This is a genomic window from Rhodanobacter terrae (assembly GCF_042657005.1).
Lineage (GTDB): Bacteria > Pseudomonadota > Gammaproteobacteria > Xanthomonadales > Rhodanobacteraceae > Rhodanobacter > Rhodanobacter terrae.
The window spans coordinates 70,856-87,019 of record NZ_JBHSNG010000018.1 but is presented as its reverse complement, the minus strand read 5'-3'; the positions used below and the strand labels follow the sequence as shown (position 1 = coordinate 87,019).

General features: G+C 62.9%; 17 protein-coding genes and 1 pseudogene. 7 read left to right on the top strand and 11 right to left on the bottom strand.

Annotated features, from left to right (window positions below; translation table 11 throughout):
- Positions 1–74 precede the first annotated feature (74 nt).
- Positions 75–530 (bottom strand): hypothetical protein, encoded by a 456-nt coding sequence (locus tag ACFPPB_RS15220; RefSeq protein WP_377328586.1) that lies wholly within the window; start codon positions 528–530, stop codon positions 75–77.
- 189 nt (positions 531–719) lie between these two features.
- Positions 720–1,337, bottom strand: a complete 618-nt coding sequence (locus ACFPPB_RS15215; RefSeq protein ID WP_377328584.1) for an ATP-dependent Clp protease proteolytic subunit — start codon at positions 1,335–1,337, stop codon at positions 720–722.
- Between the two features lie 158 nt (positions 1,338–1,495).
- Here ACFPPB_RS15215 and ACFPPB_RS15210 point away from each other — a divergent pair, with 158 nt between their 5' ends.
- The 3 genes from ACFPPB_RS15210 to ACFPPB_RS15200 all read left to right on the top strand — a co-directional run bounded on the left by ACFPPB_RS15210 (position 1,496) and on the right by ACFPPB_RS15200 (position 4,354).
- Positions 1,496–2,128, top strand: a complete 633-nt coding sequence (locus ACFPPB_RS15210; protein ID WP_377328588.1) for an RnfABCDGE type electron transport complex subunit B — start codon at positions 1,496–1,498, stop codon at positions 2,126–2,128.
- The gene (gene nth / locus ACFPPB_RS15205) at positions 2,125–2,766 is read left to right on the top strand and encodes an endonuclease III (RefSeq protein ID WP_377328582.1); all 642 of its coding nucleotides are present in this window, start codon (positions 2,125–2,127) and stop codon (positions 2,764–2,766) included. The genes ACFPPB_RS15210 and nth overlap by 4 nt, the downstream gene beginning before the upstream one ends.
- A 259-nt stretch (positions 2,767–3,025) precedes the next feature.
- On the top strand, positions 3,026–4,354 hold the full coding sequence (locus ACFPPB_RS15200) for a carbohydrate porin (RefSeq protein ID WP_377328580.1): 1,329 nt from the start codon (positions 3,026–3,028) through the stop codon (positions 4,352–4,354).
- Positions 4,355–4,363: 9 nt separating this feature from the next.
- Here the strand turns inward: ACFPPB_RS15200 and ACFPPB_RS15195 are convergent, their stop codons facing one another.
- Complete coding sequence (locus tag ACFPPB_RS15195) at positions 4,364–4,975, bottom strand: class I SAM-dependent DNA methyltransferase (protein WP_377328578.1); 612 nt, start codon at positions 4,973–4,975, stop codon at positions 4,364–4,366.
- Between the two features lie 45 nt (positions 4,976–5,020).
- On the opposite strand from ACFPPB_RS15195, the gene ACFPPB_RS15190 reads away from it, so the two are divergent.
- The 4 genes from ACFPPB_RS15190 to ACFPPB_RS15175 all read left to right on the top strand — a co-directional run bounded on the left by ACFPPB_RS15190 (position 5,021) and on the right by ACFPPB_RS15175 (position 10,098).
- Positions 5,021–5,389, top strand: a complete 369-nt coding sequence (locus ACFPPB_RS15190) for a hypothetical protein (protein WP_377328576.1) — start codon at positions 5,021–5,023, stop codon at positions 5,387–5,389.
- 119 nt (positions 5,390–5,508) lie between these two features.
- The gene (locus ACFPPB_RS15185) at positions 5,509–7,080 is read left to right on the top strand and encodes a DUF1800 domain-containing protein (RefSeq protein WP_377328574.1); all 1,572 of its coding nucleotides are present in this window, start codon (positions 5,509–5,511) and stop codon (positions 7,078–7,080) included.
- Positions 7,081–7,280: 200 nt separating this feature from the next.
- A complete protein-coding gene (locus ACFPPB_RS15180) occupies positions 7,281–8,483 on the top strand; it encodes a DUF1501 domain-containing protein (protein WP_377328572.1) in 1,203 nt (400 codons plus the stop codon).
- A 58-nt stretch (positions 8,484–8,541) separates the two neighbouring features.
- Positions 8,542–10,098, top strand: a complete 1,557-nt coding sequence (locus tag ACFPPB_RS15175; RefSeq protein WP_377328570.1) for a DUF1800 domain-containing protein — start codon at positions 8,542–8,544, stop codon at positions 10,096–10,098.
- Positions 10,099–10,115: 17 nt separating this feature from the next.
- Here the strand turns inward: ACFPPB_RS15175 and ACFPPB_RS15170 are convergent, their stop codons facing one another.
- From ACFPPB_RS15170 to ACFPPB_RS15135, 8 genes and pseudogenes are all read right to left on the bottom strand, one after another.
- Positions 10,116–11,018 (bottom strand): sensor domain-containing protein, encoded by a 903-nt coding sequence (locus tag ACFPPB_RS15170; protein WP_377328568.1) that lies wholly within the window; start codon positions 11,016–11,018, stop codon positions 10,116–10,118.
- Complete coding sequence (locus tag ACFPPB_RS15165; RefSeq protein ID WP_377328566.1) at positions 11,018–11,380, bottom strand: PadR family transcriptional regulator; 363 nt, start codon at positions 11,378–11,380, stop codon at positions 11,018–11,020. Before ACFPPB_RS15165 ends, ACFPPB_RS15170 begins: the two co-directional genes overlap by 1 nt.
- 608 nt (positions 11,381–11,988) lie before the next feature.
- A complete protein-coding gene (locus tag ACFPPB_RS15160) occupies positions 11,989–12,990 on the bottom strand; it encodes an NADP-dependent oxidoreductase (protein WP_377328564.1) in 1,002 nt (333 codons plus the stop codon).
- Positions 12,987–13,823 carry an oxidoreductase gene (locus ACFPPB_RS15155; RefSeq protein WP_377328562.1) on the bottom strand — a complete coding sequence of 279 codons (837 nt, stop codon included), beginning with the start codon at positions 13,821–13,823 and terminating at the stop codon, positions 12,987–12,989. Before ACFPPB_RS15155 ends, ACFPPB_RS15160 begins: the two co-directional genes overlap by 4 nt.
- A gap of 151 nt (positions 13,824–13,974) precedes the next feature.
- Entirely contained in the window at positions 13,975–14,556 is a 582-nt protein-coding gene (locus ACFPPB_RS15150; RefSeq protein ID WP_377328560.1) for a TetR/AcrR family transcriptional regulator, read from the bottom strand.
- A gap of 187 nt (positions 14,557–14,743) precedes the next feature.
- Positions 14,744–14,923: pseudogene (locus tag ACFPPB_RS15145) on the bottom strand (transposase); the annotation flags it as partial.
- A 297-nt stretch (positions 14,924–15,220) separates the two neighbouring features.
- Positions 15,221–15,661, bottom strand: coding sequence for a nuclear transport factor 2 family protein (locus ACFPPB_RS15140; RefSeq protein WP_377328558.1), 441 nt, complete (start codon positions 15,659–15,661; stop codon positions 15,221–15,223).
- On the bottom strand, positions 15,658–16,101 hold the full coding sequence (locus ACFPPB_RS15135) for a GlcG/HbpS family heme-binding protein (protein ID WP_377328556.1): 444 nt from the start codon (positions 16,099–16,101) through the stop codon (positions 15,658–15,660). Before ACFPPB_RS15135 ends, ACFPPB_RS15140 begins: the two co-directional genes overlap by 4 nt.
- Positions 16,102–16,164: the final 63 nt, after the last annotated feature.

Here is a 16,164-nt window from a genome sequence, read left to right as displayed (position 1 = left end):
TCCGAGGCTTACATCCAGAGCATTGAAGACAAGCTCAACCAGCGACCCAGAAAACGGCTACGCTTCCACTCTCCTCAGCAGATCTTCGATAAGTCTTTCAAACGCGCACTTCCTAATTGAATCGGCGGCCCCTCGCCCACAGTCCAAAAATCGTCATGCAAGAGTGCCGCGCGATCAGCCGCCGCGCCCTTTGAAGCCATGTAGACCCGAATTGGCTCCTGCTCAAACGACTCCATTTCCAGACCAAGCCTGACGGGCCGTTTCGCGGACGCAGCGCTCATCAGCTGCGCCACAAAATCCGGAATTTCATTGCTGCCATGATAGTCGCCGACAATCAGCAACTGCCGTCCGTCCACATCACAGGCAATCGCGTGGGCAGCCTGTGTCGGCGACCTCACTCTGTCGAAGCCGTTTACCGGGCAGGATGAAGGCGATTCCGCTGGAGGGTTCGCTGGCGAAGCAACAGCTGCCATCCAGGTCGAAGACAGACCGAGAAACAGCATGCACGTGATCACGCAACGTTTCGACATGAACATCTCCGGTCGGTCGGATCAGTTGCTGATCCAGCCGACATATCAAACAGGATCCACTCAACTCACTGAAACCGACGAATTCCTGCTCGCTGCCGATCAGGGCGCCGGGGCGGGCGCTACGGTCAAGTGGCGGGTCCGCCGGCAACAAACCTCACGTTGCCAGACGGGATGTCCGGTCGGATCCGATCAGCCCAGCTCTTCCGCGCTGGAGATGATCCGGCCAACCAGTCCGTAGCTCGCTGCATCTTCCGCCGACATCCAGTAATCACGTTCGGTGTCCTTGGCGATGCGCTCCACCAGCTGGCCGGTTTCGCGCGCAAAAATCTCGTTGAGGCGCTGGCGCATGCGGATGATCTCGCGCGCGTGAATCTCGATCTCGCTGGCCGAACCACCAGTGCCACCGGAGGGTTGGTGCAGCAGAAAACGGGTATTTGGCAGGCTGAAACGGTGCTCGCGCTTGGCCGCGGCATAGATCAACGCACCCGCGCTGGCTACCCAGCCGGTACCGACGATGCGTACCTCCGGCTTCACGAACTTGATCATGTCGTAGATGGTGTCGCCGGACTCGACGTGCCCGCCCTGACTGTTGATGAAAATGGTTATCGGGTCGCTGCTTTCGTACTGCAACGCCAGCATGCGTGCGGTAATGCGCTCGGCCAGCTTTTGATCGATGGTGCCATAGATCAGCAGAGTACGCGCCTTGAACAGCCGCTCCTCGATTTGTGGCGATCGCTTCTCGGGCACCGCGGATTCGGCTTCGGGTTCCTGGCCGAGCGAAATACTGCGTAGATCGATGGCATGCATGTGTGACTCCTCGGATGAGCAGGCTGATCAGGGACGATGGTATAGCGATGGCGAGGGCAGCGCCCAACCGGGCAGTTGCCGAACCCGCCGTGACGACGAAAGGCATCGCCTTCACTGGCGCTGCCGCAAGCTATTTGCGCGACAATGCAGCATCCATGATGCCATCGTCCACACAGAATCCATCAGCCGACAGGCTCGCCGACCGCATCGACGCGCTGTTGCCGCAGACGCAGTGCGAGCAGTGCGGCTATCACGGCTGCCGGCCGTATGCCGAGGCGATCGCGCGCGGCGATGCTGCCATCAACCAGTGCCCGCCTGGCGGGGCGGCGGGCATCGAGAAGCTCGCTGCGCTTCTGCAGCGTCCGGTGCTGCCGCTGAATCCCGAAAACGGCGTCGAGAAGCCGCGCACGCTGGCGCGCATCGTCGAAGCGGACTGCATCGGCTGCACCAAATGCATCCAGGCCTGTCCGGTCGATGCGATCGTGGGCGCCGCGAAGTTGATGCATACGGTCATCGTCGACGACTGCACCGGCTGCGAGCTGTGCGTGCCGGCCTGCCCGGTCGACTGCATCGTGCTGCTGCCGATGCCCGAAGCACAGCTCGACATGCCCCATGCCGATGCGGCACGCGTGCATTTCCAGCGGCGTGAGGCACGGCTGGAGCGGCTGCGGGCCGAGCGTGAGACGGAACTGGCGGCACGCAAGGCCGCCGTCGATACCAACGCCCAGCGCAATCCTGTGCTGGAGGCCCTGGCCCGCGCCAGGGCAAGGCAGCAGGAACCGAAACCATGAAACGCGCCGACGTGATCGAGCTGTTCTCGCGGTTGCGCGAGCTGAACCCGCATCCGACCACCGAGCTCGTCTACAGCACGCCGTTCGAACTGCTGGTCGCGGTCGTGTTGTCGGCGCAGGCCACCGACGTCGGCGTCAACAAGGCGACCAGGAAGCTGTATCCGGTCGCCAACACGCCGCAGGCGATCCTCGAGCTTGGCGAGGAAGGCCTGAGGCGTTACATCAGCACGATCGGATTGTTCAACGCGAAGGCGAAGAACGTGATCGCGCTGTGCCGGCTGCTGGTCGAGCGGCACGATGGCGAGGTGCCGCACAGTCGCGAAGCGCTGGAAGCGCTGCCCGGGGTCGGCCGCAAGACTGCCAACGTGATGCTCAACACGGCGTTCGGCGAACCGACCATCGCGGTGGACACGCATATCTTTCGCGTGGCCAACCGTACCGGCCTGGCGGCGGGCAAGGACGTGGGCGCGGTCGAGTCCAAGCTCGAGAAGGCGATCCCGGCCGAGTTCAAACAGGACGCGCATCACTGGCTGATCCTGCACGGCCGTTACGTCTGCAAGGCGCGCAAGCCGGATTGCCCGCATTGCGCGATCCGCGACCTGTGCAGCTACAAGCACAAGACCGTCGCGGTGCCTTGACGAAACCATATGCGGTTTTTGTTCGTGTCACCATTTCTGCATTGACATGGGCTTCTCTTGCGGTCAGCATGCGCGCGCCTTCACCCGCACCAGAACCTCACGAGACCTGATCCATCATGGACAGCGACCCAGCCAGTTGCAGCCGGACCGCCCCAGCGGGGCTTTCGGCGCACACCAACATCTATTCTCGCGCCCCGGTCGCGAGTGGATCGCTGCCTGGCTGATTCGCTCGCTCCGTGCGGCGCACACGGAGACGAGCATGAAAAAGATCCACCTGTTCGCCGCGGCCGTCTGGCTTGCGCTGGCATCCGCCCCCACGCTGGCCGACGACGCGCCGCTGTTCGTGCCGCAATGGCTGGGTGCGCAGTACACCTTCATCGACCAGCACCAATCGTCCATGCACTCGCCGTACAGCGGCCCGTTGAGCCTGCGCGCCCGTGGCGACACCGAGCGATCGCACACCTTCGGCGCCTACTTCGGCGTCGCCTTGCCGGCGCATTTCCAGTTCTACTTCGACGTGGAGATGTTCAAGGGCGAAGCGGTCAGTGGAGCCACCGGCCTGGGTGGGTTCGCCAACGGCGACGTGGTGCATTCCGGCGGCGGCACCTTGAGCAAGACCGCCTACGTCGCGCGCCGATACCTGCGCTGGACGCTGCCGCTGGGCGGCGAACGCGAATCGGCCCAGCGCGGCCAGGACCAGTTGCCGGGCGAGGAAGCCACCCGCCGCATCGAGATCAAGTTGGGCAAGATGGCGGCGAGCGACGACTTCGACAAGAACCGCTACGCCGACGCGGCGCGCACACAATTCCTGAACTGGTCGCTGCTCAACAACACCGCGTGGGACTTCGCCGCCGATACCCGCGGCTATACCGACGGGTTGATGCTGGGCTGGATCAACCCGAGCTGGAGCCTGCGCTACGGCGTCTACCTGATGCCCGTCGAAGCGAATGGAACGAAGCTGGAGAGCTCGCCGCGGCGCGCTCGCGGCGAACAGCTCGAGCTGACCCTGCAGCCGCGCGCGGGCGGCGCGGTCCTGCGGCTGCTGGCGTTCCGCAACATCGCGAACATGGGCGTGTACCGCGACGCCATTGCGTATGCCCTGGCCCATGGCACTGCACCGGACATCCATGCCGATGATCGCCCCGGCCGGCGCAAATATGGTTATGCCGTCAACGGCGAGCTGCCGCTGACGGACGATGGCGAGACCGGATTGTTCACCCGCGCGGGCTGGAATGATGGCCGCGACGAATCGTTCGCGTTCACCGAAGTGGATCGCACGCTGAGCGCCGGCCTGCAGCTCTCCGGCGTGCATTGGGAGCGGCCGAAAGATCATCTGGGCGTGGCGTTCGCCATCGACGCGCTGTCGCCGGCACACCGCGATTACCTGGCCCTGGGCGGTCAGGGATTCACATTGGGCGATGGCGCACTCGCCTATGGCCGCGAGCGCATCGTCGAGGCCTATTACGACATTGCGCTGGTCGATCGCCTCACGCTCGCCCCCGACGTCCAGCTGATCCACAACCCTGGCTACAACCGCGCCCGTGGACCGGCGCGCTTTGTCGGCATGCGCACCCATCTGGAGTTCTGATCCGGCGAATCAACGGCTCGGCAGTTGGGCCCGTTCCAGCGCCGCGATGTGACGTTCCAGTCGCGGCCCCAGATAGCAGTGCGATCCGCACGGCAGCAGCCCCACCTTGCCGAACTCGCGCAGATACCACGCCGGAGCGCGCGATACGAAACCGTGATGATCGCCGGCCACGTCGTCGCGATTGGTGAATACTTCTAGAAACGCGACGCCTTCGAGCATCTCGCAGATGCCTTGCAGGCCCACGCGGATCTCGGCCGGCTTCAGGTAATGCAGCACGTCGGTGCAGACGATCAGGTCGAAGCGCGTGTCGAAACGCAATTGTTCGAGCTGGCCGAAACGCGCCAGGCCGATGTTGCGGCTGCGACCGAAGCGCGCCACGGCGTACTCGCTGGCGTCCAGTCCGCGATAGTCGATGTGTGGGCGCAACGCGCGCAGCGGCGCACGCCAGGTCGCTTCGCCGCAGCCGACGTCGAGCACGTTGCGGATAGTCCGGCCGAGGTAGTACTCGGCCTGCGCCACCACCATCGCCACCTTGCGCCTGAGTTCGGCGGGCGAGGCAACCGAGTGCTGCGGATCGCGATACCACTTGTCGAAATATTCGCGGTCGTAGGTCTTGGGCATGGGTATCGATTCGTCGGGGCGGGCAGTGCCGCATGATACGGGCCATTGGCCTCCGTGAAAGCATCACTTCCCGTATGCGTCGTGCTTGCGAGCATGGTCGCCCGCCATCGCACCGAGGAGTGCCCCATGCCCATGGTCCGCTTTCGTCTGATCGGCAGCCGCGCCGACGTCGATACCGTCATCGCCGCCCTGCATGGCATCGACGACATCGAACACGTCGAGGAAATCGACGATCTCATGCCCGGCATGCGCGAGGATTCCAGTTCCAGCGAATCGATAAGCGACAGTGAAGGTCAGGTCTATTTCATCGAAGTGGAGGCCCCCAGCGACGAGCTGGCCGACACTGTGCGCGTGAACGCCGAGATGATCGCCAACGATCGCGACGCCGGTATCGAATTTGTCGATGAGTTCTGACCGGCCGACAAAAAACGGGCGGAAGATCGGACCGCGTCATCCGATGGTCCCCTCCTGCGTTGAATCGGAGGACTGGCACCAGACTGGTGTCACCCGAAATCAACGTGGACGTCCTCCGCATGCTTCCAGATTCGATCCATCGTTCGGGTATCGCCATCCGGCTGCGCTGGTTGCCGCTCGCTCTTGCCGGTCTCATTCCGCTGGCCGTACCGGCGCAGGCCGCAAGATCGTTGAGCCATGACGATGTCGCGTGGCTGCAGCGCGTCGGTTTCGGCATCGACTCGGCCAGCGTGGCGCGCTATCGGCAGCTGGGACGTGCCCGTTACCTGGATGAAGAGCTTGCCGGGCGCAATGACAGCTTGCCGCCGGCGATCGAGGCGCTGATCAACAGCTACGACGTGGTCGACACGCCACCGGCGCAACTGTTGATGGCTTACCGGGATCAGCAGAAGCAATTCAAGAACGCCGCGGAAGGCGCCGACAAGGAGGCCGCGAAGAAAGCCCTGCAGCAGTACCGGAAGAAGCTGTACCAGCAGGACGCCCAGGTCGCACTGCTGCACGCCATCTACGGCGGCGACCAGCTGAAGGAGCAGATGGTGTGGTTCTGGCTCAACCACTTCAGCGTGTACGCTGCCAAGGGCAGGGTGCGGCTGGTCGCCATCGATTACGCCGAGCATGCCATCCGCCCGCACGCGTTGGGCAAGTTCAGGGACTTGCTGATGGCCACGCTGAAAAGCCCGGCCATGCTGGAATACCTCGACAACGCGAAGAACATCAAGGGCAAGACCAACGAGAACTACGCGCGCGAGCTGATGGAGCTGCACACGATGGGCGTGGGCTCCGGCTACACCCAGCAGGACGTGCAGCAGCTGGCGCTGATCCTCACCGGCGCCGGTGTCGCGCCGCCACGCGAGGGACGACCGGGCCGTTTCGGTGGACGCAGGCGGCCCGGCTTCGTGCGCGACGGCCTGTTCGCGTTCAACCCGAACCGGCACGACTTCGGCGACAAGACCTTCCTCGGCCACACGATCAAGGGCAGCGGCTACGGCGAGATCGAACAGGCGGTGACGCTGATCACCCGCCAGCCTGCCTGCGCGCAGTTCGTCTCGCGCCAGCTCGCCGAATATTTCGTCGCCGACCAGCCGCCGCCGGCGCTGGTGTCGGCGATGGCGCAGACGTTCCAGCGCACCGATGGCGACATCGCCGCAGTGCTGCGCACGATGTTCGACTCGCCCGCGCTGACCGCGAGCTACGGCAAGAAATTCAAGGACCCGACCCAGTTCCTGGTTTCGGCCATGCGGCTGGCCTATGACGGCAAACCGATCGGCAACGCCGCGCCGCTGGTCAACTGGCTCAACCAGATGGGCGAGCCCGTGTTCGGCAGGATCACGCCGGACGGCTGGCCGCTGGACGCCGCTGGCTGGTCCGGCTCCGGCCAGATGGCCAAGCGCTTCGATGTGGCGCGTGCGATCGGCAGCGGCAGGAATCGCCTGTTCATGACTGACGATGACGCTCCCGGATCGCGCCCCGACATGCCGGCGCCGAATCCGCCCGCGCTGAATTCGCCGCTGTATCGCGCCGCGATCGAACCTTATCTGTCCGAAGCCACCCGCACGGCGCTGGGCAAGGCGCAGTCGCCCGCGGAATGGAACACGTTCATGCTGTCCTCGCCCGATTTCAGTTACCGCTGACATGCTATGGGGGCTTCGAAAAACCTGGCTTCAGCGCAACGCCCGCGGAAGCAGTGTGGGAGCGACTTCGGTCGCGACGAGGGAGTATGTCGTCGCCTCGCTGTCGCGGCTGAAGCCGCTCCCACAAGAACACTCGCAAGGACAGCGGTTATTCGAGATTCCCTATCGCACCGAACTGACCCACTGCATCGAGGTATGCCATGAACCGCCGTGAATTCCTGTTCGCCGCTGCCAGTGCCGCCGCCGCGTTGCCGGCGCTATCGTTCTCCGGAAAACTGTTCGCCACGCCGGCCCATTCGCCGCGTTTCCTGCTGGTATTCCTGCGTGGCGGCTACGACTGCAACAACCTGCTGGTACCGCACGGCAGCGACTTCTACTACGCGTCGCGGCCGACACTGGCGATCGCCCGGCCCGATCCGGGCAACCTCGACAGCGCGATCGCGCTGGATGCGAACTGGGGGCTCAACCCGGTGCTGCGCGATTCGATCTACCCGCTGTGGCAACGCAAGCAGATCGCCTTCGTGCCGTTCGCGGGCACCGACGATATGTCGCGCAGCCATTTCGAGACCCAGGACAACATCGAATCGGGCGAACCCACGGCGAATCGCGGCAGCTTCCGGTCCGGCTTTCTCGCCCGCCTGTCCGGAGCGCTGCCGGGGACGCCGCCGATCGCGTTCACCAAGTCGCTGCCGTTGAGTTTCCAGGGCGCCGCCACTGACATCCCCAACATCTCGCTGAAAGGCGACACCAAACCGCACTTCAACGCACGCCAGTCGGCGATCCTCACCCAGATGTACCAGGGCACGTCGTTGGCCGCGGCCACCGCCGATGGCCTGGCCTTGCCGAACACCGTCTCGCAGGATCTGCGCGACGAGATGGTTCACGCCAGCCGCGGCGCGCCCAGCGCCAAGGGCTTTGCCAGCGAAACGCAGCGCATCGCCGCGCTGATGCGCGAGCGCTACCGGCTGGGTTTCATCGACATCGGCGGCTGGGATACCCATGTGAATCAGGGCAGCGTCACCGGCGGTCTCGCCAACAACCTGCGCAACCTCGGCGAAGGGCTGGCCGCCTACGCGGATGCACTCGGCGACGAATGGAACAACACCGTCGTGGTGGTGGTCTCCGAGTTCGGCCGCACCTTCCGCGAGAACGGCGACAAGGGCACCGACCACGGCCACGGCACCGTGCACTGGGTGCTGGGCGGCAAGGTCAACGGCGGCCGCATCGCCGGAGAACAGCTTGCCGTCAATCAACAAAACCTGCTGCAGAATCGCGACTACCCCGTGCTCAACAATTATCGCGACACGCTGGGCGGCCTGATGGCGCGAATCTGGGGACTGCGCGGCAGCCAGTTGCAGACCGTGTTCCCGCAGGCCCGGCCCAGGGATTTGCAACTGGTATGAGCAAGACCTTGCAGCGACACTGCCCGGATCACATCTCCCGCCCGAAGGAACGCGCCGCATGCGCCGAACGCTGGTTACCGCCCTTTCCATGACGGCAGCGCGCCGCTGGCTCAAGGCCGCGTGGCTGCTCCTGCTCGCACCGATGCTGGCCGGCGCTCGTGGCCCGGCCCGCCTGGGCGCCGACGACATGGCATGGTTGCGGCGCGATGGATTCGACCTGGACAGCGCAAGCGCGGCCGAATATCGCAGCCTGGGCCGCGAGCGCCTGCTGGATGCGCAACTCGCCGACCGCGCACCAGGTCAGCTGCCGCCTGCGATTGCGCAGCTGATCCATGGCTTCGAGGCGATCGACGCGCCGGCCACGCAACTGCTCGGCACGCTGCAAGCCGAACAGCAGCGCATCAAGGAGCTGCCCGACAAACCGGACAAGGCCGCCGCGAACAAGGCCTTGCAGGCCCACGGCAACCAGCTGGCGCAACAAGCGCAACAGGCCGAACTGCTGCAGGCGGTATACGGCCCCAACCAGCTGAAGGAGCAGCTGGTGTGGTTCTGGCTCAATCATTTCAGCGTGTACGCCGCGAAAGGCCGCGTCCGCTGGGAACTGGCGGACTATGTGCAAAACACCGTCCGTCCACACGTCCTGGGCAGGTTCAGGGATCTGCTGATGGCCACGCTGGAAAGTCCGGCGATGCTCGAGTATCTGGACAACGCGCAGAACGCGAAAGGCCACGTCAACGAGAACTATGCGCGCGAGCTCATGGAGCTGCACACGCTGGGCGTCAACTCGGGCTACACCCAACAGGATGTGCAGCAACTGGCGCTGATCCTCACCGGCGTCGGTATCGCACCGGTCGACGGCAAGCCGCAACGCTTCAACCCGAAGCTGGCGCCGCTGGTGGTCCGCAACGGCTTGTTCGAGTTCAACCCGCAGCGGCACGATTTCAGCGACAAGACCTTCCTCGGCCACACCATCCATGGCAGCGGCTTCGACGAAGTGAATCAGGCCATCGACATCATCGTGCGCCAGCCCGCCTGTGCGCATTTCGTCTCGCAGCGGCTAGCCGAATATTTTGTCGCCGACCAGCCACCCAAGGCATTGGTGGACAAGATGGCCCGCACCTTCCTGCGCAGCGACGGCGATCTGGCCAAGGTGATGCGCACCTTGTTCGAGTCGCGCGAGCTCGTGGCCGCCGCCGGGGGCAAGTTCAAGGACCCGACCCAGTTCGTGGTGTCGTCGGTGCGGCTGGCTTACGACGGCAAACCTTTCGCCAATGCCATGCCGCTGGTCTACTGGCTGAACCAGCTGGATGAACCCCTGTTCGGCCGCATCACTCCGGACGGCTGGCCGCTGGACGGCGACAGCTGGACAAGCTCCGGCCAGATGGAAAAGCGCTTCGACATCGCCAACGCGATAGGCACCGGCAACAACCAGCTGTTCACGCCGGCCGGCAGCACGTCACGCGAAGCCGGATTTCCGATGCTGAGCACGCGGCTGTATTACGACACCATCGAGCCGCGGCTCTCGAAAGCCGCGCGTACCGCACTCGCCCAGGCCAACTCGCAGCAGGAATGGAACACCTACCTGTTGTCCTCGCCCGACCTCAACTATCGCTGAGCCGCTTGAGGATACATTCACGCCGCCGAGCTGGGCACCAGCAGGTGCTTGGCGATCTGCCCGTGCAGGCGGCCGATGCCGCGCACCAGATGCAGGCTGGCAAACAGCAGCACGATACCGGCCAGGCAGAGCGCGATGGTGCCGAACCAGCCCGGGCCGTAGTAGCTGAAGCCATCGAAGTCCATGTTGATCACGTTCCAGCCGAAGGCCTTCACGAAAGGAGCGCCGATGAAAGCCAGCGACACGCTCAACAACGTCACCGTGATCGTGAAATAGATGATGCCCAGCGGCAGCATCAGCAGCATGTAGAACAGCGTGGTCCAGGTACGGCCATCGGTGAACATCGCACCGATGCGCTTCAGCAGCGGCATTCCCTGCTGCACGGGGTACGGCGGCCGGCGCGGCATGCGCACGCCCAGCATGGTTTCCACGATGCGTCCTTCCAGCAGCGACAGCCCGCGCACGCTGCCCAGGAACAGCACGATGAACGGTATGCCGATGATCAGCACCGACAGGCCACCCGACAGCGATACGCCAGTCACCGCCCAGGTGAAATAGAAGATGCCGGTGACCAGCGCCAGCAACAGGTAGAACAGCGCGCCATAGGTGTGCGGATCGGCCGCGACGCCGAAGAAACGTCCCAGCATCGAATGGCGTTGCGGCGGCGGCGGCGGACGGATCGCACGCTGGATCCTGATCTCCTGATCGCGGTAGATGTCCGCCACCTCGTCCGGCGCGCCGTAGCTGCCCACGACATGTTCGAGCATGGCCGCTTCGTCGCGGCCGGGCTGTTCGGCCAGCTCCGCACGCAGATGCTCCTCGGCGTCGTACAGCGCATCCTGGACCAGGGCGGGATCGGCACCGCGCAAGGCAGCGCGAAGCTGCTCCAGATATTCGTTGATCGTGCGTGGCGCGTTCATTACACCCCTCCTTGCAAGACGTTATCGACGGAATCGCGGGTAGCCGTCCAGGCGGCGACCCACTCGCGCAGCACCTCGCGCCCAGGCTTGGTGATGCGGTAGTAGCGACGCGGCGGGCCGCTGACGGAAGGTTCCACCTCGCTGGCCAGCAGGCCTGCGCCTTCCAGATTGCGCAGCACCGGATACAGCGCGCTCTGCTTGCCGGCCAGCACGCCCTCCCCCACTTCCTCCAGCCGCTTGGCGATCTGGTAGCCGTACATCGGCTGTCGCGACTGGCCCAGCACCGCCAGCAGCACCAGCGAAACAGTGCCGCTGGAAAGCTCCTTCTGGAACTTCTTCAACTGACTGGCGCCGTCTTCCATCGGGGCTCACCTGCACTGCCGCTTAGACTTGAGTGAACCATAGTGCGAACTTGATACTAGTACATGGGCCTGAAGTCATGCTTTCGGCGAATCCACGGGTGGGCATGAAACCAATGTTTGTACAGGTTGTACAAACATTGGTTTCAGGAGGTGGGTACAGACATTGGTTTCATCCGCTCAGCTAACAATGAGATTTAGCATCGCTGGGATGGCTATGCAGGCCTCTGAGGGGCATTTGCCTTCGGCGGTCAGTAGGCCTTATGGGCGTCTGCTGGAGCGACCGTAGTCGACCGATTCTGTTGAAAAACACTCTTGCCGCGGGGTGATGAAAGTGAAGAATGTCGCGGACGAGTACCGCAAGTGCGTTGCGACAGGCCGGACCAAACAGCACGGCGTAGCCCAACGGCATGCCTGTTGCCGAATCCATGGCCACGTAAAGCGTTGGGCAATCGAACCCCAAAGCAGTCAAGAAATCAGGGCTGCAGCGCAAATCGAACTTCGTGGAATCAACATGGACCATCAAACCTGGCACGCTGCAACGCAGCGTTCTATCGCCCGGATCAGAGGCGCACTCCGCGGCGTGGTAACCCCGATAGGGATAAACAGGCTCACTTGATCTTGACGACGACTTTGCCCTTCGCACGGCCCGATTCGACGTAGGCCAGAGCTTCGTTGGTTGACTCGAATGGAAAAACTCGGTCCATCACGGGATGAATGGCCCCAGCCTCGATGAGGTGGGTGATCTCGCGTAGCTGATGTCCATCGGCCCGCATGAAGAGGAATGAATATTTCAGGTCACGACGGGTCGCCTTTTTCCTGACGCCGGCACTCAGCAGGCGGACGATGAGGCTCACGAACCACGACGCTCCGATTCCTTTTGCGAAGGCGGGATCGGGAGGGCCGGAAATCGAGATGAGGGTTCCGCCGGACTTCAGCACGCGCAGGGATTTCTCCAGCGCCACCGCATCCTGGCTATGAAGGACCACATCGTAGTCCTGCAGTACTTTCTCGAAATCGTCTTCCTTGTAGTCGATGACGATGTCCGCACCGAGGCTCTTCACCAAGTCGGTGTTGGCGCTGCTCGTGGTGGTGGCTACCGTGGCCCCGATATGTTTCGCCAATTGAATGGCGAAGGTGCCGACTCCGCCGGACCCTGCCTGGATGAAGACTTTCTGGCCTTTTTTCAGATGGGCTCGTTCAACCAAAGCCTGCCAGGCCGTCAAGCCGACCAGCGGGATCGATGCCGCTTCTTCCATGGTGATGTTCTTGGGTTTGGGCGCAACAAAGTTCTCATTCACGGCAATGAATTCCGAAAACGTGCCGACGCGATGATCGGGTGGTCGCGAATAGACTTCGTCGCCTACTTTGAATTGCCGAACTCGCGCTCCAACTTTAGTCACGACGCCGACTACGTCATGGCCCAACACGAGTGGCATGCGGTAAGGCAGGATCAGCTTGAACTCGCCACTTTTGATCTTGGAATCCAGCAGGTTCAGACCTGCGGCATGAACATCGATCAGCACGTCGTCGTCCCGAAGCTCGGGCTTTGGCATTTCGCCCAGGCGCATCGGATTCTTCTTGCTGTATCGATCAATGATGAATGCTTTCATGATGCTTTTCCTGCCGGCATCGCATCGAGTTGCAGATCCCTTCGAATCCCGGCGTCCACTAGGCGAGCTGGCGCAAATCTGCGAAGGAATTGCAGGCCGCGCGCACGCCCGCCAGCTGTGTATCGGAGCTTCGGACGGGGCGCGAGGGCGGCTCGCAGCACGGCATCGGCTACAACACTAGGCTTGTCTCCGGTCTCGACAAGCTCTTTCATCTTTTTCACCAAGGCCGAACGGATCTCCCGGTACTCCTCGAGCTGCGAGTCGGGCTCCAGTGCATTCGCGTCGAACTGCGTGCTTGTGTTGGCCGGCTCGATGACCGAGACCCTGATGCCTCTCGTGCGCAGCTCATGGTCCAGGGATTCCGAATAACCTTCGACCGCGTGTTTGGTTGCGACGTAAAGGGCCATATACGGCATGGGCAAGAAACCAAATATGGAGCCGATGTTAATGACCCGGCCAGCCCCTTGGCGTCGCATATGGGGTACGACGGCACGGGTCATCCGGACCATTCCGAAGAAGTTGGTGTCAAAGATCGCCTGCGCCTGTTCGATGGAACTTTCTTCCGCTCCAGCGGGTGCAACACCGAAGCCTGCGTTGTTCACGAGCAAGTCGATGCGGCCTTCCAGTCGGATCACTTCCCCGACCGCGGCTTCGACCGACTCGTCACGGGTCACGTCAAGGGACAACATCGCAAAGGGTTGCTGGCTCGCCTGCGCGGCGCGTCTGCTGGTGCCATAGACCGTGTAGCCCGCGATGGCGAGCCGCTCTGCCGTGGCCTTTCCGATACCTGAGGAGGCTCCGGTGACGAGTGCAATAGATTTCTTGGGTTTCATGGGAACGCCTTTTAATGAATAGTCATGAATTCGGTCGTGGCGAGGCGATGCAGGGCCGTCGGGTCAACGAGGTCTCGTCGTCTTGTGACTTAAATATGATATTCATCATATTTATACCTAAATAAAAACGCTGGCAAGGCGGCAATCACACTCAGGCACCAGCAGGGACGAGGTGTTTCAACGCCGCCTTCAGCAGCGCGTCGGAAAGCTTCGGGTCGTCGACAGCGCGTGCCATGACCAATGCACCAACCATCGTGGCTGCAGTGACCAGTGCGTGCTCATGCGCGCCGGGCTGTCCCCAGTCGGGCGACTGGCGGGCAACGACATCGATCATTTCCTTGATGCGGCGCGTGGCGGCTCTTCGCACCTCGGACGCCTGACGTGGCATCTCCGAACCGAGGGCAGCAACGGGGCAGCCCATTTCAGGGCTTTTTACGTGCTCTTTCGATAGATAGGCGTGCAGTAGTGACTGTAACGCTTGTTCCGCTGGCACGCTGGCGGCGATGCGCGATGACGCGGCGACGGCCTCCGCGCCGGCGCGGTCCGCGGCCTCGGCAAGCATCGCTTCGCGCGAAGTGAAGTGAGCATAGAAGCCACCATGAGTGAGGCCCGCCTCCTTCATGATGTCGGCAACGCTGGTGCCGTCATAACCGCTGCGCCTGATGGCGCGCGCAGCGGTTTCGACGATGCGTTCGTGCGTGGCTTCTTTGGATCGGGCCGGTGTTTTTCTCATATGACAAACATCATATTTTAATCTTTCGTCGAATGCAAGGCGGTATCGCCGCCTATACCAAATACACTTGGAGGTCGCTCCGGTAGCCGAACAATTGAAGCAAGTCAGAAGGCAACCAATTCGCCAAGGGTCGAGGCGTCGCTGGGCAGATTTGGCCGATGGTTCGGATTTTGGCTGCGAAGCCAGGATCCGGCATCAAATGGCCTTCCTCGACCCGGCTTTCCTTCTGTTCCGCCAACCGGCGAAACACTTCTCCCAGATACTTCCGAAGCTCGACGTACAACCTGCGGCGACGACACTTCGGTATGAACACCACGTGGTACAGGCACTCCCATTGCGTGTGCTTTAAGCTTTCGTACTCGTCCATCGGTGATTCTCCTCTCGTGTGCTTGGCGGCTCACGAGTTGGAGTTTCCCCGATGGACTCCAGCAAACGTCAAACTTCTACTGCCTCCCCGGCAGAGCCGGGGGAACTCCCTTGTTGGTTTAGAACTGCACGTTGCTCCTCATCGCACGTCTAACGAACGGCTGCTTCTGTTAAGGGTTGTCCGACGCCTGGCCGCTTACGACACCGGTGAGGTCGACGCAGTGCCGCGCCTGCTGCTGCAGGTTGAAATTGCTGCTTGAGCGTGCCCCACCGTGAGGACCTACATCGCCCCACTGTCTCAAGAAGACAGATGGATGTGTAGCAGCTGCCAGCTGCCGTTGTCGCTGGTCCAAACCATCGTAAACGGCGCCCGAAGCTCGGTAGACGGCTTCTTCTTCGGACTTACCGAGCCAACACGTACGCCCGTTACGACCGCAGTGCTGCCGAAGCTTTGGACGTTCACGTCTTCGACGCGGAGCTTGATCACCGCATCCGAATTGAACAGCGCCTCAAACGCCGCAGGCTTCAGGACGTGAACCGAAGGTGCCGACGGGCCGATCTCGGTGAATCCGGCGGCGGGGATGTAGCGAAGGACGCCAGCCAGATCCCGTGCAGTCATCCGCGCGTAGAGGTCAGCTGCGGCAGAAGCGACATCGACGTCAGCGGCCGCCCTGCCTGCCGTCGAGGCTGCCGGCGCCAACACGAGGTCGGGGTCGCGCCGAGAGATGGTCGCGTTCACTTGGCGACCTCGAAACCAGCGGCCTTGAGCGCGGCCTCGGCCACGTCGTGGTCTTGCTGGGCGGTGCCACCGGAGATGCCGATGCCGCCGACCACGCGACCGCCCGCCACGATGGGAACACCGCCGCCCACGGCCATGACGCGCGGGTGATTGGCCAGCGGAGCCGTGGCCGGCTGAGCGACGATCTGGTTCCAGGTCATCGTGTCCAGACCGAACGAGGCGGCAGTCCAGGCCTTGTTGACGGCCACTTCGGCAGCCAGGAACGGCGTGGCGTCGGCGCGCTCGAAGGCGATCAAGTGGCCGCCTTCGTCGGTGATCGCAATGGCCAGATTCAGGCCGATCTTGGTGGCCGCGTCGCGCGCGGAGATGGCCAACGCCAGCGCGCTGTCGCGGGTAATGGAAGCCTTGGCTTGGACTTGGATAGCGTTGCTCTGAGACATGACGAGTTTCCTTGAGATGAAGTTAACGGAGGGATGAAAGAATCGAAGTGGTGCGCTTGGGTG